The sequence below is a fragment of the Colwellia sp. PAMC 21821 genome (assembly GCF_002077175.1).
Lineage (GTDB): Bacteria > Pseudomonadota > Gammaproteobacteria > Enterobacterales > Alteromonadaceae > Cognaticolwellia.
The window spans coordinates 1,390,098-1,414,488 of the sequence record NZ_CP014943.1; the positions used below are offsets into that span (position 1 = coordinate 1,390,098).

Annotated in this window: 19 protein-coding genes; 10 read left to right on the plus strand and 9 right to left on the minus strand. The window is 39.9% G+C overall.

What is annotated here, in order from left to right:
- Positions 1 to 37: 37 nt before the first annotated feature.
- From lpdA to ampD, 6 genes are all read right to left on the minus strand, one after another.
- Complete coding sequence (gene lpdA, locus A3Q33_RS05820) at positions 38 to 1,468, minus strand: dihydrolipoyl dehydrogenase (protein WP_081179135.1); 1,431 nt, start codon at positions 1,466 to 1,468, stop codon at positions 38 to 40.
- A gap of 256 nt (positions 1,469 to 1,724) precedes the next feature.
- The gene (gene aceF, locus A3Q33_RS05825) at positions 1,725 to 3,695 is read right to left on the minus strand and encodes a pyruvate dehydrogenase complex dihydrolipoyllysine-residue acetyltransferase (RefSeq protein ID WP_081179136.1); all 1,971 of its coding nucleotides are present in this window, start codon (positions 3,693 to 3,695) and stop codon (positions 1,725 to 1,727) included.
- Positions 3,696 to 3,720: 25 nt separating this feature from the next.
- The gene (gene aceE / locus A3Q33_RS05830; protein WP_081179137.1) at positions 3,721 to 6,396 is read right to left on the minus strand and encodes a pyruvate dehydrogenase (acetyl-transferring), homodimeric type; all 2,676 of its coding nucleotides are present in this window, start codon (positions 6,394 to 6,396) and stop codon (positions 3,721 to 3,723) included.
- 146 nt (positions 6,397 to 6,542) lie between these two features.
- Positions 6,543 to 7,313, minus strand: coding sequence for a pyruvate dehydrogenase complex transcriptional repressor PdhR (gene pdhR / locus A3Q33_RS05835; protein WP_155866837.1), 771 nt, complete (start codon positions 7,311 to 7,313; stop codon positions 6,543 to 6,545).
- Positions 7,314 to 8,227: 914 nt separating this feature from the next.
- On the minus strand, positions 8,228 to 9,133 hold the full coding sequence (ampE, locus tag A3Q33_RS05840) for a beta-lactamase regulator AmpE (RefSeq protein WP_081179139.1): 906 nt from the start codon (positions 9,131 to 9,133) through the stop codon (positions 8,228 to 8,230).
- A gap of 222 nt (positions 9,134 to 9,355) precedes the next feature.
- Positions 9,356 to 9,937 (minus strand): 1,6-anhydro-N-acetylmuramyl-L-alanine amidase AmpD, encoded by a 582-nt coding sequence (gene ampD / locus A3Q33_RS05845; protein ID WP_081179140.1) that lies wholly within the window; start codon positions 9,935 to 9,937, stop codon positions 9,356 to 9,358.
- Positions 9,938 to 10,078: 141 nt separating this feature from the next.
- Here ampD and A3Q33_RS05850 point away from each other — a divergent pair, with 141 nt between their 5' ends.
- From A3Q33_RS05850 to yacG, 9 genes are all read left to right on the plus strand, one after another.
- Positions 10,079 to 10,600 (plus strand): retropepsin-like aspartic protease family protein, encoded by a 522-nt coding sequence (locus A3Q33_RS05850; RefSeq protein WP_081148344.1) that lies wholly within the window; start codon positions 10,079 to 10,081, stop codon positions 10,598 to 10,600.
- Complete coding sequence (nadC, locus tag A3Q33_RS05855; RefSeq protein WP_081179141.1) at positions 10,601 to 11,488, plus strand: carboxylating nicotinate-nucleotide diphosphorylase; 888 nt, start codon at positions 10,601 to 10,603, stop codon at positions 11,486 to 11,488.
- A gap of 338 nt (positions 11,489 to 11,826) precedes the next feature.
- The gene (locus tag A3Q33_RS05860; protein WP_286160900.1) at positions 11,827 to 12,273 is read left to right on the plus strand and encodes a pilin; all 447 of its coding nucleotides are present in this window, start codon (positions 11,827 to 11,829) and stop codon (positions 12,271 to 12,273) included.
- A 129-nt stretch (positions 12,274 to 12,402) separates the two neighbouring features.
- Positions 12,403 to 14,109 carry a type IV-A pilus assembly ATPase PilB gene (pilB, locus tag A3Q33_RS05865; protein ID WP_081179142.1) on the plus strand — a complete coding sequence of 569 codons (1,707 nt, stop codon included), beginning with the start codon at positions 12,403 to 12,405 and terminating at the stop codon, positions 14,107 to 14,109.
- A 183-nt stretch (positions 14,110 to 14,292) separates the two neighbouring features.
- Positions 14,293 to 15,549 (plus strand): type II secretion system F family protein, encoded by a 1,257-nt coding sequence (locus A3Q33_RS05870; protein ID WP_081179143.1) that lies wholly within the window; start codon positions 14,293 to 14,295, stop codon positions 15,547 to 15,549.
- A 185-nt stretch (positions 15,550 to 15,734) separates the two neighbouring features.
- Complete coding sequence (locus A3Q33_RS05875; protein ID WP_502687222.1) at positions 15,735 to 16,616, plus strand: prepilin peptidase; 882 nt, start codon at positions 15,735 to 15,737, stop codon at positions 16,614 to 16,616.
- Between the two features lie 127 nt (positions 16,617 to 16,743).
- Positions 16,744 to 17,355 (plus strand): dephospho-CoA kinase, encoded by a 612-nt coding sequence (coaE, locus tag A3Q33_RS05880; protein ID WP_081179145.1) that lies wholly within the window; start codon positions 16,744 to 16,746, stop codon positions 17,353 to 17,355.
- 92 nt (positions 17,356 to 17,447) lie between these two features.
- Positions 17,448 to 18,194, plus strand: coding sequence for a cell division protein ZapD (zapD, locus tag A3Q33_RS05885; RefSeq protein WP_081179146.1), 747 nt, complete (start codon positions 17,448 to 17,450; stop codon positions 18,192 to 18,194).
- A gap of 180 nt (positions 18,195 to 18,374) precedes the next feature.
- On the plus strand, positions 18,375 to 18,611 hold the full coding sequence (gene yacG / locus A3Q33_RS05890; RefSeq protein WP_081179147.1) for a DNA gyrase inhibitor YacG: 237 nt from the start codon (positions 18,375 to 18,377) through the stop codon (positions 18,609 to 18,611).
- 96 nt (positions 18,612 to 18,707) lie between these two features.
- On the opposite strand, the gene mutT is transcribed toward yacG, so the two are convergent.
- The 3 genes from mutT to A3Q33_RS05905 all read right to left on the minus strand — a co-directional run bounded on the left by mutT (position 18,708) and on the right by A3Q33_RS05905 (position 23,793).
- Positions 18,708 to 19,106 (minus strand): 8-oxo-dGTP diphosphatase MutT, encoded by a 399-nt coding sequence (mutT, locus tag A3Q33_RS05895; protein ID WP_081179148.1) that lies wholly within the window; start codon positions 19,104 to 19,106, stop codon positions 18,708 to 18,710.
- 985 nt (positions 19,107 to 20,091) lie between these two features.
- Complete coding sequence (gene secA / locus A3Q33_RS05900; protein ID WP_081179149.1) at positions 20,092 to 22,770, minus strand: preprotein translocase subunit SecA; 2,679 nt, start codon at positions 22,768 to 22,770, stop codon at positions 20,092 to 20,094.
- A gap of 126 nt (positions 22,771 to 22,896) precedes the next feature.
- A complete protein-coding gene (locus tag A3Q33_RS05905) occupies positions 22,897 to 23,793 on the minus strand; it encodes a M23 family metallopeptidase (protein WP_081179150.1) in 897 nt (298 codons plus the stop codon).
- A gap of 32 nt (positions 23,794 to 23,825) precedes the next feature.
- Between A3Q33_RS05905 and A3Q33_RS05910 the strand changes: the two genes are divergently transcribed.
- Positions 23,826 to 24,287, plus strand: coding sequence for a DUF721 domain-containing protein (locus A3Q33_RS05910; protein WP_081179151.1), 462 nt, complete (start codon positions 23,826 to 23,828; stop codon positions 24,285 to 24,287).
- Positions 24,288 to 24,391 lie beyond the last annotated feature (104 nt).

Sequence of the window (24,391 nt, forward strand, 5' to 3'; positions counted from 1 at the left end):
TGCTTAAACGCTAAGTTAGCGCCAAGTTAAAACGAAATTATTTTTTCTTTTTAACGGCTTTAGGGTTTGGCATATCAGTAATCGTACCTTCAAAGATCTCTGCAGCCATACCGATTGATTCATTTAATGTTGGGTGAGCATGAATAGTAAGACCTATGTCTTCAGCATCAGCGCCCATTTCAACGGCTAAACAAACTTCACCTAGCATTTCACCAGCATTGATACCAACAATAGCACCACCTAATACACGGCCAGTTTCTTTTTCGAAGATCATCTTAGTTTTACCTTCAGTACGCGCAGAAGCAATTGCACGACCAGAAGCAGCCCAAGGGAAGTTAGCCACTTCAATGTTCAAGCCTTGCTCTTTCGCTTCACGTTCTGTAACGCCAACCCAAGCCATTTCTGGATCAGTATAAGCAATTGAAGGAATACAACGTGGTTCAAAAGTATGTTTCTTGCCTGAGATAACTTCAGCAGCACAATGCGCTTCATGTACCGCTTTATGCGCAAGCATAGGTTGACCAACAACATCGCCAATGGCGAAAATGTGGTTAACGTTAGTGCGAAGCTCATTAGTTACGTTGATAAAGCCACGCTCATCAACATTAACACCGGCTTTATCTGCAGCAACTAAGTGACCGTTCGGCTTACGACCAACAGCAACTAGAATTTTATCGTAGCGTACTTGCCCTTCTGGGGCATTTTTGCCTTCAAAAGTAACATATAAACCATCGTCTTTAGCATCAACAGCAACAACTTTCGTTGACAACATAATGTTGAATTTTTTGCTATTGTATTTAGTATAAACTTGCACAATATCTTTATCAGCTGCAGGTACTAATTGGTCAGCAAATTCTACTACTGAAACATTTGAACCTAACGCACGATATACCGTACCCATTTCTAAACCGATAATGCCGCCACCCAGTACTAACATTTCTTCTGGTACGTCTTGAAGCTCTAAAGCACCGGTTGAATCGATAACACGTGGATCATCTTTTGGAATAAAAGGTAAATCTACTACTGATGAACCCGCAGCTATAATCGCGTTGTCAAAAGTGATGGTTGTTTTACCGTCAGCGCCTTCAACTTCAATAGTTTTATCTGAAGTGAATTTACCGTAACCAAATACTGTTTTAACTTTACGTGCTTTAGCCATTCCGCCTAAACCACCTGTTAATTGACTAATAACCTTTTCTTTCCAGCCACGAATTTTGTCTAAATCAATTTTTGGTGCGCCAAAAGTAACACCATGAGAAGCCATTGCTGCTGCATCGTCAATAACTTTAGCTACGTGTAAAAGTGCTTTTGATGGGATACAACCCACATTCAAACAAACGCCACCAAGCGTTTCACGGCTTTCAACTAATATTACGTCTAAACCTAAATCTGCTGCGCGAAATGCTGCTGAATAGCCACCAGGACCCGCACCTAAAACTACTACTTGAGTTTTAATATCGTTACTCATGCTAACCTCAAAATTGATGTATTTATTGCTGGTTTTGCCAGCCTATATTTGCTGAGCAAAATTAATAGCGTTAACCATTAATATTTCAGCATTTGATTATATCTTACTTGGCGACGATTTTACTTAAACCGCACCAGGATCGCCATCTTTAAATCAGTAATTATTAGCAAAAAGTTGGTAAAAGCGAAAATTAACCAATTACTTTCACTTTACCAACTTTAGGTCATATTACTGTTTTATATCTGCCATTTGGCAATTATAGGATGAGTTTTCTAATATCACTCATTACACCTGCCAGATGTACAGTAAAGCGTGCCGCTAGTGCGCCGTCAATTACACGATGGTCGTAGGACATAGATAACGGTAACATTAACTTAGGTTCAAAATCTTTACCATTCCATTTAGGTTTCATTTCTGATTTAGAAACACCTAAAATCGCTACTTCTGGAGCATTAACAATCGGCGTAAAAGCCGTACCGCCAATACCACCAAGGCTAGAAATAGTAAAACAACCGCCTTGCATATCCGTCGCTTTTAACTTGCCGTCACGCGCTTTTATGCTAATTTCAAGTAATTCACGCGATAACTGGTGAATGCCTTTTTGATCAACATCACGCACGACCGGTACAACTAAACCATTAGGTGTATCAACCGCAACACCAATGTGAATATACTTTTTCAGAATTAAGCTTTCACCGTCTTCACTCAAGCTAGAGTTAAAGGTTGGAAAGGTGCGCAATGCATCTGCTGCGGCTTTTAAAATAAACACTAATGGCGTAATTTTAAAACCCAACTTTTGCTTTTCACAAATAACGTTTTGTTCTTTACGGAAGGCTTCAACATTGGTGATGTCGGCTTCATCAAACTGCGTAACATGCGGGATAGTTACCCAGTTACGATGTAAGAAAGGACCCGATATTTTCTGAATACGTGTCAGTGCTTTCGTTTCAACTTCACCAAACTTCGAGAAATCAATTTGCTTAGCGCTAACAACTTGTAAACCACCTTCACCAGCCGCTACTGAACTACCCGCATTAGCTTTCGGACGTGACAATTCATATTTAACATACGACTGTACATCTTCTTTTAAAATACGGCCTTTACGTCCAGTACCTTTGACTAACGTTAAATCAACTCCAAACTCGCGAGCAATGCGTCGAATAGAAGGTGAAGTATAAATAGCATCGGCATTCGTTAAACCAATTTGTGGATGATGCGGCACAGGCGCTGATTTTTTAGCTGCTGGCGCTGGTGCTTGGCTAGCAGCCGGTGCTGGCGCTGAAGTAGCTTCAGGCGCTGCTTCCTGAGCAGGAGCACCAGACGACGTTTCAAGCTTGATAACAATTGAACCTTGCTTAACTTTATCACCCGTACTGATCAATACTTCTTTTACCGTTCCGGCATGTGACGATGGCACATCCATAGTGGCTTTATCTGTTTCTAGCGTGATCAAGCCATCTTCAGCTTCAATAACATCGCCAACAGCAACCAGTACATCAATAACGTCAACTTCGCCATCTTCGCCAATATCAGGTACCGCTATTTCGATAACTTCACTGCTTGCAGCCGCCGCAGGCGCTGATTTCTCAGCAGCAGGAGCTGGCGTAGCAGGCGCTTCTTCAGATGCAGGTGCACTTGATGAAGTTTCAAGCTTAATCACAATAGAGCCTTGCTTAACTTTATCACCGGTATTAATCAGCACTTCTTTAACTGTACCAGCATGAGGTGACGGAACATCCATAGTCGCTTTATCAGTTTCTAACGTGATCAAGCCATCTTCAGCTTCTATCACATCACCAACCGCAACCAGTACTTCGATAACGTCAACTTCGCCATCTTCACCAATATCAGGTACGGCAATTTCAATAACTTCACTGCTAGTTGCAGCACTTGGCGCTTTTTCTGCTGCCGGTGCTTCAGCCTTAGCTTCTGGTTCAGCTTTTACTTCTGACTCAGCCGCAACAGGTGCTTCTGCTGTATCTTCAGCAGCAGCGCTCTTCATCTCGGCAATAACATCACCTTCTTTGATCTTGTCACCAACTTTAACGGATAACGCAACAAGCTCACCAGCAAATGGGGCTGGAATATCCATTGATGCTTTATCAGTTTCTACGGTAATAATACCTTCGTCAGCTTCTAAACTGTCGCCTACTGCAAAACAAATCTCGATAACTTCTACTTCATCGCCACCGACATCTGGGACTAGAATTTTTTCAATATCAGACATTTCTTAATTCCTTATCTAGTCTTAATTACGCGTAAAGCGGGTTAATTTTGTCAGCATCAATGTTAAAGCGTTTAATCGCTTCACTTACCACTTTGCTTTTAATCTCACCACGGTTTGCCAATTCATAAAGCGCAGCAACAACAATGTAGTTTTGATCAACTTCAAAATGTTGACGTAGGTTATCGCGGCTATCGCTGCGGCCAAAACCGTCAGTACCTAATACACGATACTCAGTGTCGATATAAGCACGCACTTGGTCAGAATAGTTTTTAACATAATCTGTTGCAGCAATGGCTGGGCCTTTTTCTGCCGTAATTATCTTAGAAATATAGGCTGTTTTTTGCTTGCTTTCAGGGTGCAACATGTTCCAGCGCGTTACTTCTTGTCCTTCACGTGCTAGTTCGTTGAATGAAGTAACAGAATAAACGTCACTTGATACACCGTAATCAGCCGACAAAATTTGTGCTGCTTGACGAACTTTTTGTAAAATTGTACCTGACCCCATTAACTGTACGTTGGCTTTAGCTTTTTTAGCTTCAACACGTTCAAGTTGGTAAATACCTTTAATGATTTCGTCTTCAACATCTTTATTTTCTGGCATAGCCGGATGTTGATAGTTTTCATTCATCAGCGTTAAGTAGAAGAAGATGTTTTCATTTTCTTCGTACATACGGCGTAAACCTTCACGCACGATAACAGCAATTTCATAACCGTAAGTTGGATCATAAGTTACACAATTAGGAATTAAGCCCGCTTGCACATGTGAATGACCATCTTGATGTTGTAAACCTTCACCGTTAAGCGTCGTTCTACCTGCAGTAGCACCTAATAAGAAACCACGTGCTTGGCTATCTGCCGCTGCCCATGCTAAATCACCAACACGTTGGAAACCAAACATTGAATAGTAAATGTAAAATGGAATTGTCGTGGCATTACAAGTTGAATAAGACGTACCCGAAGCAACCCAAGACGCCATAGCACCTAGCTCGTTAATACCTTCTTGTAATACTTGGCCTTTCTTATCTTCACGGTAATAAGCCACTTGGTCAGCATCTTGTGGAACATATTTTTGACCTTCGCTGGCATAAATACCCACTTGGCGGAATAAACCTTCCATACCAAAAGTACGCGCTTCGTCAGGAATAATAGGCACGATACGCTTACCGATTTTCTTATCTTTTAGTAAGCTGTTTAGTACACGAACAAAAGTCATTGTTGATGATACTTCACGCTCACCTGAACCTTTTAATATTGGCTCAAATATTTTTAATGCCGGAATATCAAGTGACTCTTCCGCTTGTTGGCGACGCGCAGGTAATGAACCACCTAATGCTTCACGACGTGCTTTCATGTACTTATATTCTTCGCTATCTTCTGGGAACTTGAAGAAAGGTAAGTCAGCAATTTCTTCATCGCTTACCGGAATATTAAAACGATTACGGTAATGCTTAAGCGAATCAACATCCATTTTCTTAACGTTATGCGCAATGTTTAATGCTTCACCTGAAGCACCTAAACCAAAACCTTTAACGGTTTTAGCAAGAATAACCGTTGGACGACCTTTGGTGTTCATCGCTTTTTCATAAGCCGCATAAACTTTAACAGGATCATGACCACCACGGTTTAAACGCCAAATATCTTGATCAGACATATTCGCGACTAGCGCTGCTGTTTCAGGATACTTGTTAAAGAAGTTTTCGCGTGTGTACTTACCGCCTTTGGCTTTACAGTTCTGGTATTCACCATCAACCGTTTCGTTCATTAACTGTAGTAATTTACCTGAAGTATCGCGGGCAATTAATGCATCCCAGTAAGAACCCCAAATTACTTTAACAACTTCCCAGCCTGCGCCGCGGAATGTACCTTCAAGTTCTTGAATAATTTTACCATTACCACGAACAGGACCATCTAAACGCTGTAAATTACAGTTGATAACAAATGTTAAGTTATCTAAACCTTCACGCGTTGCAAGGCCGATAGCACCTAACGATTCTGGCTCATCAGTTTCACCATCACCTAGGAAACAATAAACACGTTGGCCTGAACAATCTTTAATACCACGGTCAGTAAGGTACTTAAGGAAACGTGCAGTATAAATAGCCTGTAATGGACCTAAGCCCATTGAAACAGTAGGGAACTGCCAAAAGTCAGGCATTAAATGCGGATGCGGGTATGAAGACAAACCTTTACCATCACACTCTTGACGGAAGTTATTCATTTGCTCTTCCGTTAATCTGCCTTCCATAAAGGCACGAGCATAAATACCCGGAGAAATATGACCTTGAGCAAAAATAAAGTCGCCGCCATCTTTTTCAGATGAAGCTTTAAAGAAGTGGTTGAAACCAACATCATATAAAGTAGACGAAGAAGCAAAGCTACCAATATGGCCACCAAGCTCTAAATCTTTTTTAGACGCGCGTAATACCAACACTAAAGCATTCCAACGAATAGCAGCACGAATACGTGACTCTATTGTTTGGTCAGCCGGCATATGCGGTTCTAACCCTGGTGGAATAGTATTTACATAAGCAGTTTTGGCGTCAAACGGTAAATGTGTACCGCTACGACGGGCTCTATCGATTAATTTTTCAAGTAGAAAATGAGCACGTTCTGGCCCTTCTTTTTCTAACACAGACTCCATTGATTCCAACCATTCTTGGGTTTCCATTGAATCAATATCTAGATTTGGGAGCTCAGACATAATTACTTAGTCTCCATTTGTTGTTTGTTAAGTAAATTTAGTTGTTTAAAGATAGCTGCTTTTAAGCAATTATCCTTACTCGTTTTAATTTTTTATACCAATACAGTTTAAATGAATGAATTATCACTAATCGATAATTCGTTGAGTTAATTGGTATCAACTTTCGGTCGTTTCATTCTGCGTATAGAACGTTCCATACGGCTATTTTCCTGTGACATTTTTAATAGCACTTCTTCAATGAAAGCTAAATGTCGATGGCTAGCTCCCCAAGCAATTTGGGGTTTACCACTGACAATCGCACTCATTAAACGCGTGCGATAATCAGATATTTGGCCAAACACGTCAGGTCGCTTAGCCAAAGTTGTTAAATTTTTCTCAATGTTGTCAATCAACAACGGCGCCATACTATTGGCTAAATGCAAAATAACCGCATTATGACTCGCCGCGCATATAGCGATATAAAATTCGAATACGGCTTCAGCTTCAAGGCGGTAACTATCTTCAAGTTGTGCCGTGCCAATGTTGTCATGCTTGCGCTGAATTTCATCAAAATCAGCTTGTGTACCGCGCATCGCTGCATAGTAAGCCGACATCCCCTCAATACCATGACGAAACTCTAATAAATCAAATTGTGACTCATTATTATTCGCCATTAAGGCAAATAGTGGGTCTGACAGACCACCCAAAATTTTATCACTTACAAAGGTTCCGCCACCTTGGCGACGCGTGACTAAATTTTTTGCTTCTAACTTTTGAATAGCTTCACGCAATGAAGGTCGAGACACATCGAACTGCTTTGCTAGTTCTCGCTCTGCCGGTAACTTTTGTCCGGGCTTTAAACTACCTTCTAGGATCATAGTCTCAAGCTGAGCCAAAATAATATCTGACAACTTAGCTTGCTTTACCGGTTTTTCAATACTCGGAATCGACATTTAAAACCCTTTATGACTCAAATACAAGTGACCTAAGTTAAAAAACTCACGTCGAAAATATTTTTAAAAAACCTTGGTAAAATGGTCTTACCAATTGATAATTTCAGATGTAATGTAACAAATGAATACACTGTTGTAAACACAGCGACTAATTTATCACCAGTGCCCGCATATTAAGCACACCACTTGATGCAAAAAATCCACACTATTAACCACTGTAGTACAATTACTCATAAAGTTTAATAATGAAAGACTTCACAGTAATCAAAATAAGCCAAACGGCTTAACCTACTATACATAAGGCTAATAAAGCTGATGTGGTAAATAGGCTTGCGCTAAAGGGTAGACTAAAAAATAACGAACAACGTAAAGTAGCTAACTTTCAGTGTTTAGCGTAAACCATTTCGATTTCACTTCGTGGAAAGGGAAGTTGGGATGATATTAGTTTTAAGCTGTCAGTTTGCGAGACTGAAACAAAGGGCGGGATATTAGATATTAGATATTAGCTATTAGCTGTAAGCTTTCAGTTTTAAGCTGTCAGTCTATGAGACTAAAGCAAAGGGCTGGGATGTTAGCTGTAAGTTTTTAGTTTTAAATTTTAAGCTGTCAGTTTGCCAGACTAAAGCAAAGGGCTGGGATGTTAGCTGTAAGTTTTTAGTTTTAAATTTTAAGCTGTCAGTTTGCGAGACTGAAACAAAAAGACGGGATATTAGATATTAGATATTAGCTGTAAGCTTTCAGTTTTAAGCTGTCAGTCTATGAGACTAAAGCAAAGGGCTGGGATGTTAGCTTTGAGCTGTCAGTCTACTGGACTAAAGAACCTCAATACCAAGCAAAGCGGAGGTTGGCTTTACTTGGTTACTGATAGCTTAATACTGATAGCTTAAAACTTGTGTCAATTAAGTAATAATACCGGTTAAGGTTAGAACAGATATTGCGGCTAAGAATAGTAATAGGGTTCGTTTGGCTAACTTAACTAATAAACACGGTTCAGCAGTGCAGTCATCGGCATCAACCATAAAGTCTTCAGACATTTGCGCAACCGCTATCAATACTTTGCTGGGCGCTTTTTCAAACTCAAATAAGTTTTCAATCCAAACGGGCATCGCTTTCGAAAAATGGCCAACAAACATATAACCAAAAGCAACTAACCTTACTGGTAGCCAATCAACCCAAAACAATAATTGCTGGCTGGCTTGACAAGTTTCATCGCTGTTTTGATTGTTTTGATTGTTTTGGCTGCTTGGGCTGTTTTGCTCAGCGCTGTCGTTCTGCCCATCTGTTGCATCATCTGGTTTATTAGCACATTCATTTACCTTGGTTAATAACCGATAAAACAATGCACCTGCTGGGCCAAATAAGACAAAGAACAGCATAACCGCGATAAAGTAGCGATAATTTAACCAAACCATGGTTTGGCCAAATCCCATGTCGGTAATGTTTTTATCTTGTTGTAATTGCAAGTGTTGCAACTCACAAGTAGTTAATTCACCTTTAAAAGCTGAAACCAAATAGTTTTTATAACTCTCTCGAGTTTTCATACAACCAAAACACACAATAAGGATTAAGGTTGAAGCAATTAAATACAATAAAGCGTTATCAATTTGCGCTAATAAAAAATAACACCCCACTACCGGCACCAAAATAACCGCATAAGTTAATATGGCAGAATTTTTATAATCAGCCAGCAACTTAGTTTTCTTAATTACCGCCAAATATCGTTGGTATAAAGTATCAAACTGCCAAGCACTAGAAGACAAGTAACGCTCAGCAACCAGTGCAATCAGCAAACTAATCAAGCTCATTTTTAATTATCCATTTATTAAGTTTTAAGTATAAAGCTGTCAGCTTTCAGATCGCCAACTAACTACTATTATGTGTTTCACGAACAACTGACCTGTTATGTCCTACCTTTAACTGACAGCTAATAGCTGATAACTGCAACTGACCTTGTGCCCTATCTTTTACTGACAGCTGAATTTTCCCTATTCTTTTACTGAAAGCTGACAGCTTAAAACTGACAGCTGTCACTTCCCTAACAACCCCCAAAAACGCTGCCAATCAAACGCATCCCCAGGATCAGTTTTCCGCCCTGGTGCAATATCACAATGTCCAACAATGTTACGTTTTAGCTCAGGATAAGTTCCTATTAAAGCTTGGCTTAAGTCACTAAGCTGCTGATATTGCGCTTTAGTATAGGGAATATCATCTGTTCCTTCCAGCTCAATACCAATTGAAAAGTCATTACACTTTTCACGGCCTTGATAAGACGAAACACCGGCGTGCCATGCTTTATCATTGAATGAAACATATTGCACAATATGACCAGTACGCTGAATCAAGCAATGGGCTGAAACACGTATGCTATATATACTTTCGAAGTAGGGATCAATAGTTGGGTCTAAATTACCGAGGAAGAAGTCGGTAATGTGGCTACCACCAAATTGCCCCGGCGGTAATGAAATATTATGCACAACCAATAAACTAACCGCTTCATCTATCGCTCTAGGCTCACAGTGGCTAGATTTTTGAATTTCAGCGTCACATAGCCAACCATTTTTAATGACTAGTTCAGCGATACATTTTCGGTCATTTTGCAGAAATGACATACAATAATTCACAGGTTGTTTATCAAAGCGCTATTACATAGTAAAGTTATCGATAGAACAAGATATTATCCCCGTATCACGGCAAAATGTAGATTGGTGCGATGGGAGAATCAAACAGATTAATCTAACAGTTGGGCATATATGACTAAAAATGACACTTCAGCAAGTTTTGGTAAAGGCTTTGTCTGGATAGCCTGGATTATCGGTATCGCTTTATTAGTCTTTGTTTTTCAGGACTTACTCGACGAGCAATATAATCCAAACCAAGACCCTAAGCTTTCATTGCAGGCCAATGGCAAAGCAGAAGTTATGTTGCAGCAAAACCGACAAGGGCATTATGTTACTAATGGTGCTATTAATGGCACGCAAGTTACCTTTTTACTCGACACCGGTGCTACACACGTGTCTATTCCCGCGCACATAGCAGAGAACTTATCCTTGCAAGCACAAGGGCAAATGCGTGTGCAAACCGCAAATGGCACAATTACCGTCTATCAAACACAAATAAATGAACTACGCATTGGCAATATCTACCTGTATAATGTCGCAGCAAATATTAACCCTAGTATGGCTGCCGATGAAATTCTGTTGGGCATGAGCGCCCTAAAAAGAGTAGAATTTAGCCAAACCGGAAAACAACTAATTTTACGAGAGCAGCTTTAAATGTTACCAGCATCATTATTAAACGACATCACCAAAACCGTTACTTGGGCATTATGTGAAGACTTAGGCGTAAATACCTATAACGAACTCGCCACTAGCAGTGATATTACCGCCGAACTTATTCCGGCACAAAACCAAGCGGTAGCAAATATTATCAGTCGTGACGAATGTGTTATTTGTGGTGTTGCTTGGGTAAATGAAGTATTTAAGCAGCTTGATAACATTTATAACACCGATACCAAAATCACATGGTTTGTTAACGACGGTCAACACGTAACCGCCAATACCACGTTATTCGAGTTAGCGGGCAATGCACGCATATTATTAACTGGCGAGCGCACGGCTTTAAACTTTTTACAAAGCCTTTCAGGGACCGCAACGGTCACTAGCTCATACGTTAAACACCTTGCAGGCACTACGACCAAATTACTCGATACCCGTAAAACCCTACCCGGCCTGCGCAGCGCGCAAAAATACGCGGTAACTTGTGGTGGCGGAGTAAATCATAGAATTGGCTTATTCGACGCGTTTTTAATTAAAGAAAATCACATTGCCGCGTGTGGCGGTATCAGCAAAGCCATTAGCACAGCACGTATTAATCATGCGGATAAAACCGTAGAAGTAGAAGTTGAAAGTATAGAAGAGTTAACCCAAGCACTAAATGCCGGTGCCGACATTATTATGTTAGACAACTTTACAACCAAAATGATCGAACAAGCCGTTAAGCTAACCGCTGAAATATCAGCCGGTAACACCAAGTTAGAAGTTTCAGGCAATATGACCTTAAGCACGCTAAAAGATTATGCCAAGTCCGGCGTAGACTTTATTTCTGTGGGTGCGTTAACCAAACATGTACAAGCGGTTGATCTATCTATGCGCTTTGTTTAAAAATTAGCTAAAAACTTTAAGCTTTAAGCTGTCAGTTCGAAGCTGTCAGTTAAAAATAGTCCTAAGCTGTCAGCTCTAAGCTGTCAGTTAAAACAACAATATCTATAGTACCTGTTTTCTCTCTTACTGATAGCTGACAGCTTAGAACTAAAAACTTGATATTTATCAATCTAATATCCATGCTTAATTTTTAAAATCACATGAAAATTAACAATTAATGCGTAAAAACAGCGATAATTTGCAATAAACTTAAAATAAATGCTCACAAAGTTTTACATTTGCCAAATTTTGTCGCAATATCAATGCAGCCCCCGTAATAACGAATGGAATTTATAACGATGAAAAAACTAAACACAATGAAAAAATCTCAAGGTTTCACCCTGATTGAATTAATGATCGTTGTTGCGATTATCGGTATTTTGGCTGCGGTAGCGTTGCCTGCTTATCAAACATATACACAAAAAGCGAAATTTTCTGAAGTTGTATTAGCTACATCAACTCAAAAAACAGCAGTAGAAATTTGTGGACAAACGGTTGCTTCAACAGCAGCAACTTTTGCTGCTAACTGTATAACCTCGGCAAATAAAGGCGTGGTTGATTCAGGCTCTACAGGTGTGATTAAGAGTGTGGCAGTAACAGCTTCTGGCACAAATGTAGTTGTTACTGCAACAGGTCTTGCTGCTACGTTCCCTGATGAAGAAACTTACATATTAACAGGTACGTGGTTAGCTGGACAAGTAACTTGGGACAAATCTGGTACATGTGTTGCTGCAGGCCTTTGTTAGATAAGTAACATTACAATAAAAAAGCTCCTTAGGGAGCTTTTTTATTGTTTGAAATAACTGTTTTTTTTGTTTTTTCTAACTAAAATAGTTACACTATAATTTGCAGTTAATAGTTTCATTAAGAGATCTATGAAAGGACTTCATCAACAATCAAGCCTGCTTTCCGCCTTAACTAAGCATAATATTGTGCCTAGTGATAAAGCAGAAAAAATTAGTGCAGGTTTTATTCAACAAAATAAGCCTTTTATTCGCTATTTAGTTGAAGATAAAAGCATTAATGCTGATGACATTGCAAGCACGCTCTGTCGAAGTTTTGGCTGTCCGCTAATAGACTTAGCTAATTTTGATACTAGCTTAGTGCCTGAAGGTGTACGTAACGAAAAACTGATCCGTAAACACCATGCCTTACCGTTATATTTACGTGGCAAAGTGTTATTCGTTGCCATGTCGGACCCGACTAATCTTGATGCGCTTGAAGAAATTCAATTTAATACCGGTTTTTCTACTGAGTTGGTTATTGCCAACGAAACCGCTTTAGCTGCCTGTATTGAAAAAATATTAGAGGAAGATAGCGATGCCCTTGATATTTCAGACATGGACGCGGAAGAATTATCGGGTATAGATGTTCAAGATGAGCGCAAAGAAGAAGATAACATTGGTGGCGGTGATAAAGATGATGCCCCGATTGTTGTTTATATTAATAAAATTTTACTCGACGCGATTCGCAAAGGCGCGTCTGATTTACATTTTGAACCTTACGAGAAGTCTTACCGTATTCGTTTTCGTATTGACGGTATTCTTAACGAAGTTGCCAAACCACCTGTATCGCTCGCCTCGCGCATGGCGGCACGTTTAAAAGTTATGTCGAAGTTAGATATTGCTGAACGCCGCGTGCCACAAGATGGCCGTATAAAATTAGCTTTATCGAAAAAGAAGTCGATTGATTTTCGTGTAAGTACGCTGCCTACCATGTGGGGCGAAAAAGTAGTAATGCGTATTCTTGACTCGTCAAGTGCCATGCTAGGTATCGATATGCTGGGCTACGCGCCAGAGCAAAAGAAAATTTACATGGACGCGCTAGCGCAACCTCAAGGTATGATTTTAGTGACCGGCCCCACGGGTTCAGGTAAAACTGTTTCGCTTTATACCGGGCTTAATATTTTAAATACCGAAGAGCGTAATATTTCAACCGCGGAAGATCCGGTTGAAATTAACCTCGACGGTATTAACCAAGTACAAATTAATGTCCGCGCTGGTTTAACCTTCCCTGGCGCATTACGCTCATTCCTTCGACAAGATCCCGATATTGTTATGGTTGGTGAGATCCGTGATTTAGAAACCGCAGAAATTGCCATTAAAGCCGCGCAAACGGGTCATTTAGTGTTATCAACATTGCATACTAACTCGGCAGCCGAAACACTTACTCGATTATTGAATATGGGCGTACCCTCATACAACGTTGCCAGTTCAGTAACTATTATTATTGCTCAACGACTCGCAAGGCGTTTATGTGTTCAATGTCGAGAAGAAGAGCATATCCCTGAAGCCGAACTGCTCGCGCAAGGTTTTTTACCTGCACAACTAGAGAACATTAAATTATTTAAACCTGTAGGCTGCGATTTGTGTACCGGCGGCTACAAAGGCCGTGTCGGTATATATGAAGTCATAAAAATTAGCGATGTTACCGCAAACTTAATTATGACCGGCTCGAACTCGTTAGATATTGCTGCACAATGCCAACGCGAAGGCTACAATAATTTGCGCCAGTCTGGCTTAGAAAAAGCCGCTCTAGGGGTAACCAGTTTAGAAGAAGTAAATCGCGTTACCAACGCTTAATACGGCGAACTAGGCAAATAAGCATAGTTAACATAGCTGATTTAATACCTAGCCTTAAAACTAAATTTCAAAAAATTGCCAAGTATAGACAATAGTTATAAGCTAAACATAATAAAAGCATTTACTTATATTGCTAACGACAATACTTAAGTTAACTAGACAAATAAAAATTAGGTTAAGCGAATGGCTGTTTCTTCAACAATAAAAGTAAAAGACAAGAAAAGTAAAGTTAAAGCACTTGATGTTTATAAATGGCAAGGGCTGAACCGTAAAGGTAAAAAAATTAGTGGCGAGCTTAATGCCACCAGTATATTAGAACTTAAAGCCCAGCTGCGCAAGCAAGGTATAACCCCAGGTAAAATCAGCAAAAAAGCTAAACCATTATTTGGTATGAGCGGCGATAAAAAAATTCTCCCGGTTGATATCGCGATACTAACTCGACAAATTGCCACTATGCTTGGCGCAGGTGTGCCTTTAGTACAAACCATTGAAATGATAGGTTCTGGTCACAACAATGCCAATATGCAAAAATTACTCAGTACCATTGGGAATAAACTGCAATCAGGTATCCCGCTTTCTGAATGCTTACGTGAACACCCTAAATATTTTGATGATTTATATTGCGACTTGGTTAACTCTGGTGAGCAATCAGGTTCACTAGAAACCATATACGATCGTATTGCTATCTATAAAGAAAAAGCCGAAGTATTAAAAGCCAAAATTAAAAAAGCCATGACCTACCCTATTTCGGTCTTAATTATCGCCTTAATTGTTACATCGGTCTTATTAATTTTTGTTGTACCTGTTTTTAAAGATATTTTTGATAGCTTTGGCGCAGAATTACCTGGTTTTACTTTATTTGTGCTCGCTATATCAGACTTTATGCAGTCTTATTGGTATTTTGGTCTTGCCGGTATATTTATTACGGGTTACCTCTTTAAAAAGGCGCATGCCAATAGCCTTAATTTCCGTGATAGCGTCGATAAAAAAATATTAAAATTACCTGTTGTTGGTGATGTATTAAAAAAAGCGGCGGTTGCCCGTTATGCCAGAACGCTATCAACTACTTTTGCTGCCGGCGTACCTTTACCTGATGCATTAGAGTCAGCGGCTGGCGCTTCTGGCAATGCGGTGTTTCGTGATGCTATTTTAGAAATACGAGCTGAAGTTACCTCAGGTATGCAAATGAATTTAGCCATGCGTAATTGTGCCATTTTCCCAGATATGGTTATTCAAATGGTGGCGATTGGTGAAGAGTCAGGCGCAGTTGACGATATGCTAGCCAAAGTAGCTACGGTATATGAGCAAGAAGTAGATAACGCCGTAGATAACTTAACTACCCTGCTAGAGCCTATGATTATGGCTGTGTTAGGTGTGGTTATTGGCGGTTTAATTGTTGCCATGTATTTACCTATTTTCCAAATTGGTATGGTGGTATAAAAATAGCACAGCATATTTTAGCTTTAATCGATAAAATTAAAACGATGCTTGTCATCGTTTTTTTTATCAACTTAACTTACGTTGTATAACGTATTATGACGTTTTATGACTTTTTATCACATTGTTTGATTTTAACCTGCTAGCTTTAGCGCATAGGGGTTAACATAGATTTCGAGGCTTTTCTTTTGACAGATGTTATAACACTAATGACAAATTCTACGGCATATTTCTACGCGATAGTGTTTGTTTTTTCTTTGCTGATCGGCAGTTTTTTAAACGTGGTCATTTATCGCTTGCCTAAAATGCTTGAGCAAGGCTGGAAAAGTGAATGCCGCGAATTTTTAGCTGATGAGTTAGCAAAACCAATAAAAGCTGACGATAACCTGATCACCCTTTCAACACCAAGTTCGAGCTGCCCTTCATGTAAACATAAAATTCGTTTCTACGAAAATATTCCGGTCATAAGTTGGTTGTTTTTACGTGGAAAATGTAGCCAATGTCAGGAAAAAATATCACTGCGCTACCCATTAGTTGAGTTAGCTACCGCATTATTAAGCGTAGTTATTGCCGCCCATTACGGCGTTACCTTCACCACGCTTATGCTATTAGTGTTAACTTGGGGTTTAATTGCTTTAACCTTAATTGATGTAGACCACATGTTATTGCCTGACCAAATAACCTTGCCATTATTGTGGTTAGGGCTATTGGTGAATATTAATGGTGCCATTGTACCGTTAAGCGACGCAGTTATTGGCGCAGTTGCCGGTTACATGAGCTTGTTCAGCATATTCTGGCTGTTTAAATTAATTACCGGTAAAGACGGTATGGGCAACGGCGACTTTAAGTTAGTTGCCCTGTTTGGTGCCTGGTTGGGCTGGCAGTTACTGCCATTGCTTATTTTAATGGCATCAGCCGTTGGCGCGGTCATTGGTATTAGTTTAATGGTTTTTAAGAACCATCAGCGTGAGCAAGCCATTCCTTTCGGCCCATATTTAGCTATTGCAGGTTGGATAACCCTACTTTGGGGAAACAGCATTTGGTCTTGGTATTTAAGTTCGCTAATTTAAAAACTGACACAAAGACCAGCTTTAAGCTGTCAGCCAAAGAAGCTTTCAGTAAAAAAATCGCTTCCATTAAGCTTGGTAAAACTGACAGCTGACAGCTTAAAACTTAAAACTAAAAAAAGGCTTATACATGTCTACATTCATTATTGGTTTAACCGGTGGCATTGGGAGTGGCAAAACTACAGTAAGCGATTTTTTTGCTGAGTTAAACATTGATATTATCGATGCAGATATAGCGGCTCGTATTGTTGTAGAGCCTGGCAGTAAGGCACTAGTTGCAATTAAAGCACACTTTGGCGCTGACTTTATTGATAATAATGGCCAACTTAACAGAGCTAAGCTTCGTAGCCGAATTTTTAGTGAACCTGAAGATAAAGCGTGGTTGAATAGTTTATTACACCCATTAATTCGACAAGAAATACTAGCGCAAATAGCGCTGGCGAAAAGCAGTTACTGCTTATTGGTCGCCCCCTTGCTACTGGAAAATAATTTACATAAATTAGTTAACCGTGTTTTAGTCGTTAATGTTGACGAATCTGAGCAAATTTCTCGCACAGCGGCCCGCGATCCCAGTTCGGTCGCTGAAATTAAGCGCATTATTGCCAGCCAAATGCCAAGTGAACAGCGACTTAGCTTTGCTGATGATGTTATCAACAATCAAAACACAAGTTTAGAAGACATTCGCCAACAGGTATTAGATTTAGACCAAAAATACCAACGCCTAGCCCTTAAGCCTTTATAAACGTCTATTTTCCCTAAATAATTCGCCATTTTTCCCAGCTATGGTTACTATTAGGGCATGGCTCGCTAATCTCCAAATAAAGTTTTTAAATCATGACCGCAATATTGTATGAACATCCGCTGAATGAGCGCATTCGTAACTATTTAAAACTTGAACAATTATTTGCTCAAGCGTCAGATTGTTTGCACTATAATATCGCCACAAGTCATAGCGTTTTTTTTAATGCTTTATTTGCCATTCTTGACACCTTAGAACGTAACGACATTCGAGGAGACTTGATTAAAGATCTGGAAAAATTAGAGCAAAGCTTAGTGATTTGGTCACAAAACCCAGATATTGATAGTGCAGTGCTAGAAGATAACTTAAGCAAAACAGTCGCGCTGTCTAGCCAGTTAAAAGTGCCTAATGCACAATGGTTGCAGTTAAAAGCTGATAAATTTTTAACGGGTTTGAAACAACGCTTTGCCATTCAAGGTGGTAGTTCACACTTCGACTTACCGCAATTACAATTTTGGTTAAACCAAGCAAGCACAGAAGTTGAAGCGCAATGCCGCTACTGGTTATCGCTATTGGCTCAAATTAACGCCGCATTAGCACTAAACTTAAAATTTTTACGTCAACGCGCTGCGTTTGAAGAAATAGTCACCGAAAGTGGCTTTTACCAAGATAATGGTGAGGGCTTAATTTTAATCCGCATTAAAGTGGCGAATAATTTACCTTTTTATCCAACCATTAGCGGTAACCGTTTTCGTTACTCTATTCGTTTTATGATGCCGTGTAGCGAAACCGGTCGAAAATATTGCAAACAAGCCACAACCTTCCAATTGGCCCGATGTTAAAGTAAACATCGTTTTAAGCTTTCAGTTTAGTCAACACTCTTGTAGCGCATGTTTAACTGACAGCTTAAAACTGACCGCTTACAGCTCTGTTTTTTTTGTTTGTTTTGTTTTTTAACTAAAATTTTCTTATAATAGCGATATTATTTTATTACTTGTTATACCTAACGGATAATCATTCCTATGACCTTAAAAGTAGCTTGTCCCACTTGTAAAAAAGAAGTGATTTGGCAAGCAGAGAGTCAATACCGCCCCTTTTGTTGTAAACGTTGCCAGTTAATTGATATTGGCGATTGGGCTGACGAAAATCATAAAATTAGTCAGCCGGTACAAGGTGCTGTCGACTTAAATGAAGAAATGCTCGACGCTTTGGAAGCAGAATTTTTGCAGCATAATAAGTTCTTTGTAGAACCTGAGTAGATTAGCTTCAAGTGCTAATAAACACATTAACTAGTGTTATTAGCATTGTTGTTTCAGGGCTTTAATATGGTTTAGCTGTGCTGAACAATTGAAACCTTACGACGGGTAATTTTTTTGCAGCTTTTCAATAATCGACTGATTCGCTGCAGGGAAGTTTAACGTGGCAAATTCCGCTAAGGTAAACCAACCTGACTGTTGCCCTTCTAACGCTTTTGCCTCACCGGTAAAGTTATCAACCACAAACACGTCTAACAACACCTTTTTATCGCCGTAATCATGGCTAATTTGCATTAATGATGTGCAAGTCAGGGTTTCTATGGCAACTTCTTCTTTTAGCTCTCTATGAAGCGCTTGATGTACTGTTTCGTTTTCTTCTACTTTGCCACCTGGAAATTCCCACTTATCACCTTGATGGCTATCAGCTAGGCGCTTAGTGAGAAAAAATTTATCTTCATGTTTGATCACACCAACAGCAACATGCACAATTTTTGTCATAATTTGTCCTAAAAACCTATTTAAAAGATTATATCCAGTAATAATGATTGTTGTTCTATCACGTTAATTGTTTGCATAACGGTTGACGGGCTGAAGCCCGACCTACAAAAAAAACAACAGCCTAATGCAGCATTATTTCGCCGCTAGCCCTTGTAGGTTGGACTTTAGTCCATCAAGCTAAATATCTGTCCAGCTGCTGACGGGCTGAAGCCCGACCTACAAAAAACCAACAGCCTAACGCTGCATTATTTCTCCGCCAGCCCTTGTAGGTTGGGCTTTAGTCCATCAAACTAAATATCTGTTTAGCTGCTGACGGGCTGAAGCCCGACCTACAAAAAAACAACAGCCTAATGCTACATAATTTCGCCGATAGCCCATGTAGGTTGGACTTTAGTCCATCAAGCTAAATGTCTGTTTAGCTGCTGACGGGCTGAAGCCCGACCTACAAAAAACCAACAGCCTAACGCTGCATTATTTCGCCGCCAGCCCTTGTAGGTTGGACTTTAGTCCATCAAACTAAAGATCTGTTTAGCTGCTGACGGGCTGAAGCCCGACCTACAAAAAAACAACAGCCTAATGCTACATTATTTCGCCTATAGCCCTTGTAGGTTGGACTTTAGTCCATCAAACTAAATATCTGTTTAGCTGCTGACGGGCTGAAGCCCGACCTACAAAAAACAACAACCTAACACTGCACAATTTCGCCGCTAGCCCTTGTAGGTTGGACTTTAGTCCATCAAGCTAAATGTCTGTTTAGCTGCTGACGGGCTGAAGCCCGACCTACAAAAAACCAACAACCTAACACTGCATTATTTCGCCGCTAGCCCTTGTAGGTTGGACTTTAGTCCATCAAACTAAATATCTGCCCTGCTGCTGACGGGCTGAAGCCCGACCTACAAAAAACTTGCTTCTTAATCGTGGAGCTCTAAAGATAAAAATGCCAGTCAATTGACTGGCATTTTTTAAACGATTACTCGTTAAGTGCTTAGGTTAATTTACCGTGACACTGCTTGTACTTTTTACCTGAACCACAAGGACAAGCCTCATTTCTTCCCACTCTTGGCATGGTGGCTTGTTCTGGTTCAGAAACAGACTCGTGCTTAAATTCTTTCGGCGCTTCATCTGCTTTTCTATGTTGTTCTTCAACGGCTTCAACATCAGACTCAGCTCTAATTTGCACTTTACTTAAAATACCAATAACGTCGTATTTTAAGTTATCGAGCAATTCAGCAAATAGTTCGAAAGATTCACGTTTAAATTCTTGTTTCGGGTTCTTTTGTGCGTAACCGCGCAAATGAATACCTTGACGTAAATGATCCATCGCCGCTAAGTGTTCTTTCCAATGTGAATCTAAGCTTTGTAACATAACTGCTTTTTCAAATTGACGTAAAACATCTGCACCCACCATTTCTTCTTTGGCTGCATAACTTGCATCAACTTCATCATGAATTTTTTCACGTAACGTTTCTTCATGTAAGTTAGTGTCTTCTTCTAACCATTTAGCGATAGGTAATTCAATTGTAAGCTCGCCTTTAAGTCGTTCTTCTAGGCCTTCTATATCCCACATTTCTTCCATTGACTGTGGCGGAATATGTTGACCGATTAAACCGTTTACTACATCTCCACGTATCGCTTTAATAACGTCAGCAATATCTGCTTCATCCATTAATTCGTTACGTTGCTCGTAAATAACTTTACGTTGATCGTTTGAAACATCGTCAAATTCTAGTAATTGCTTACGAATATCAAAGTTACGGCCTTCAACTTTACGTTGAGCGTTTTCAATACTCTTTGTTACCCAAGGATGTTCAATGGCTTCGCCACGCTCCATGCCTAGCTTACGCATCATGTTGGTAATGCGCTCTGAGGCAAAAATTCGCATCAGGCCATCTTCCATTGATAGGTAAAAACGTGTTGAACCTGCATCACCTTGGCGACCTGAACGACCACGTAACTGGTTGTCAATTCGACGAGACTCATGACGTTCTGTAGCTACAATATGCAAACCACCCGCCGCTAAAACTTTATCGTGCTCTACTTGCCAAGCCGCTTTAACTTCTGCAATTTTTTCTTCACTTGGGTTATCAAGCTTAGCTAGCGTCGTATTTAAATTACCACCAAGTACGATATCGGTACCACGACCGGCCATGTTAGTGGCAATGGTCACTGCGGCAATTTTACCGGCATCAGCAACAATTTCGGCTTCTTGCTGGTGAAACTTAGCATTAAGGACTTTATGCTTAATTTTTGCTTTCTTTAGGAATGACGATAAAAACTCTGAGGTTTCAATGCTGATCGTACCAACAAGTACTGGCTGTCCACGCTCAACACAATCTTTAATATCTTCTAAAATCGCTTCAAACTTCTCTTCAGCAGTTAAATAGATTAAATCAGGTAAGTCTTTACGCACCATTGGCTGGTTTGTTGGGATTACAACGGTTTCTAGAGCATAAATATGATTAAACTCGAACGCTTCAGTATCAGCAGTACCGGTCATGCCTGACAATTTATTGTAGATGCGGAAAAAGTTCTGGAAGGTAATTGACGCCAAAGTTTGGTTTTCGTTTTGAATATTTACACCTTCTTTAGCTTCAACCGCTTGGTGTAAACCTTCAGACCAACGACGTCCTTCCATCGTACGACCAGTATGTTCGTCTACGATAACGATTTCGTCGTCTTTTACGATGTAATCTACGTCTTTTTGGAATAACTTGTGTGCGCGCAAAGCGGCCATAACATGATGCAACAAGGTAATATTTGCGGCTGAGAAGAGTGAATCTCCTTGCTGCATCAAACCTTTTTCGATCATGATTTCTTCGATATGAATTTGACCAAGCTCAGTTAAATATATTTGTTTGGCTTTTTCGTCGATGGTGTAATCGCCGGTACTTTCTTCGCCTTCTTTATCTTCTTCTTCCTGCTGCACCAGTGTCGGTACAACCAGGTTAATATTGCGATAAAGTTCAGAGCTGTCTTCTGCTTGGCCCGAAATAATCAGTGGCGTACGTGCTTCATCAATTAATATTGAGTCGACTTCATCAATAACAGCAAAGTTTAGTGGTTTTTGTGCACGCTCTTCTGGTGAAAAAGCCATGTTGTCGCGCAGATAATCAAAACCGAATTCGTTATTAGTACCGTAAGTTATATCTGAGTTGTAAGCTGCTTGCTTATCTTGTGGCGCCATACCGGCGATGTTACAGCCAACGGTCATGCCTAAAAATTCAAATAAAGGACGACACCAATCACCATCACGCGTTGCAAGGTAGTCGTTAACCGTAATTACATGCACACCTTTGCCGGTTAATGCATTTAAATAAGACGGTAAGGTAGCGGTAAGTGTTTTACCTTCACCGGTACGCATTTCGGCAATTTTACCAGAATTAAGCACCATGCCACCGATCATTTGCACGTCAAAATGGCGCATGCCAAATACACGTTTACTGGCTTCACGTACTACAGCAAATGCTTCAGGTAGAATAGCTTCTAACTCTTCGCCCTGTGTTACACGATCTTTAAATTCAGTTGTTTTTGCTTTTAGTTCTTCATCACTGAGTGCTTCAAAAACCGGTTCTAGTGCATTTATTTTACTTACTTCTTTTTGCATTTGCTTCAGTAATCGATCATTACGACTACCAAACAATTTTGTCATTAAACTTACAAACATCGTGTTAAACCATATTGAGAAGAAAATCTTCCGCTGAAAATAAAATGATCGGTAGAACCGACCACATAAACTTGCTTAGTATTGTAATCGCAGGAGTATTTTAAACAACTGAAATTAGTGCTTAAGCTATTCTTTTGCTTTTCGATAAACGTATTTTTTTGGATCTATTTGGCGGTTATTACGTAAAATTTCATAATGTACGTGCGGCCCTGTCGAGCGTCCTGTACTACCCATTTTCGCAATAACTTGCCCTTTATTTACTACATCGCCTACTGATACTTGTACAACTTTATTGTGACCATAGCGAGTTTTTAAGCCATCACCATGATTAATTTCAATTAATTTGCCATAACCGTAGCGATCTCCAGCCCAACTTACAACACCTGATGCAGTAGCAATTATGTCAGCATTTTCTTTGCCGGCAAAATCTACACCTTTATGCATAGCTGCTTTGCCATTAAAAGGGTCTTTGCGAATACCATAAAAAGATGACAGCCAACCCTTAACAATTGGTCGACCAGACAGATACCTTGTATTTTCTATATGGTGACCAAAACTGACAGATTCAAGCATTTTTAATTGTTTTTCTTCATGTTGAAGCGTTTTTTCTAATGCAGTTATACTCAATAACAACTCAGTTAAGCTTTCTTGCTTACCTTCATTGCTCTGGACCATTGGTCCGCCGCTCGGTGGCGATTGCTGAAAGTTAAACTCATTATCAGGAATGTTAGCTTCTTCTGCTAAACGATCTCCTAGCGCATTTAATCTTAGCACTTGGCTTTGCAGCTCGGCCAACTTCATAGTGACAGCAGTGACTTGACTGTTTTCCTTTGCAGTATCGATACTAGGTAGGTTTGACATGCCATAGATTGGGTTTTGTGGTACGTCATCCGCAGAAGCAATTAAATGGACAATAAAGCCAGAAATCAAGGCAAATACAGTCAGAGCAGATAACCAACGCAGCTTATTTAGCTTCATTGAAAATCTAACGTTCTTTCCGCGGTATAGTAATGTTAAACTCATAATTCATTCATCGTTTAGTTCAGAGCTGACTCATGGCAAGAAAATCTAGAATTCCTACAGACATGTCAGCGCTGTTTAATTCAACGTCAGGCACTTTGGCACAAATAGCCGCAAAAACCAACTCTTTAACAGTATTGTCAGACATTGTACGACAAATCTGCCCCGACCTACCAGCAGATGTCTGGAAAATCGCAAATTTCAGGGCAAATGCTATCGTTATTGAGGTAAATTCGGCAGTTTGGAGCCAACGTTTACAATTCGAAAGAATGAATATCTGCCGAGAATTAACCCAAGTTACCGATAATGTCTTTAATCAGGTAGAAATTAAGATCACCCCATTTCGCAATAAAATGCCGGAAAAAACTGTGATACCAAACGCCATTAATTCAACAATTTCAGCCGCCACTGCCGAACATTTATTAAAAATAGCTGAAACAGCACCTGAGAGTTTACGTAAAAAACTTGAAAAATTGGCGGCCCACGCCAAGAAATAATGCTTGTTTCAGTTGGCCATTTTTTAGACGTTAATTGACAGTTTAACGAATGACGCACTGAAGTCCTACCTACAAGTCTAACCGTTTATTTTGCCGATAAAAAA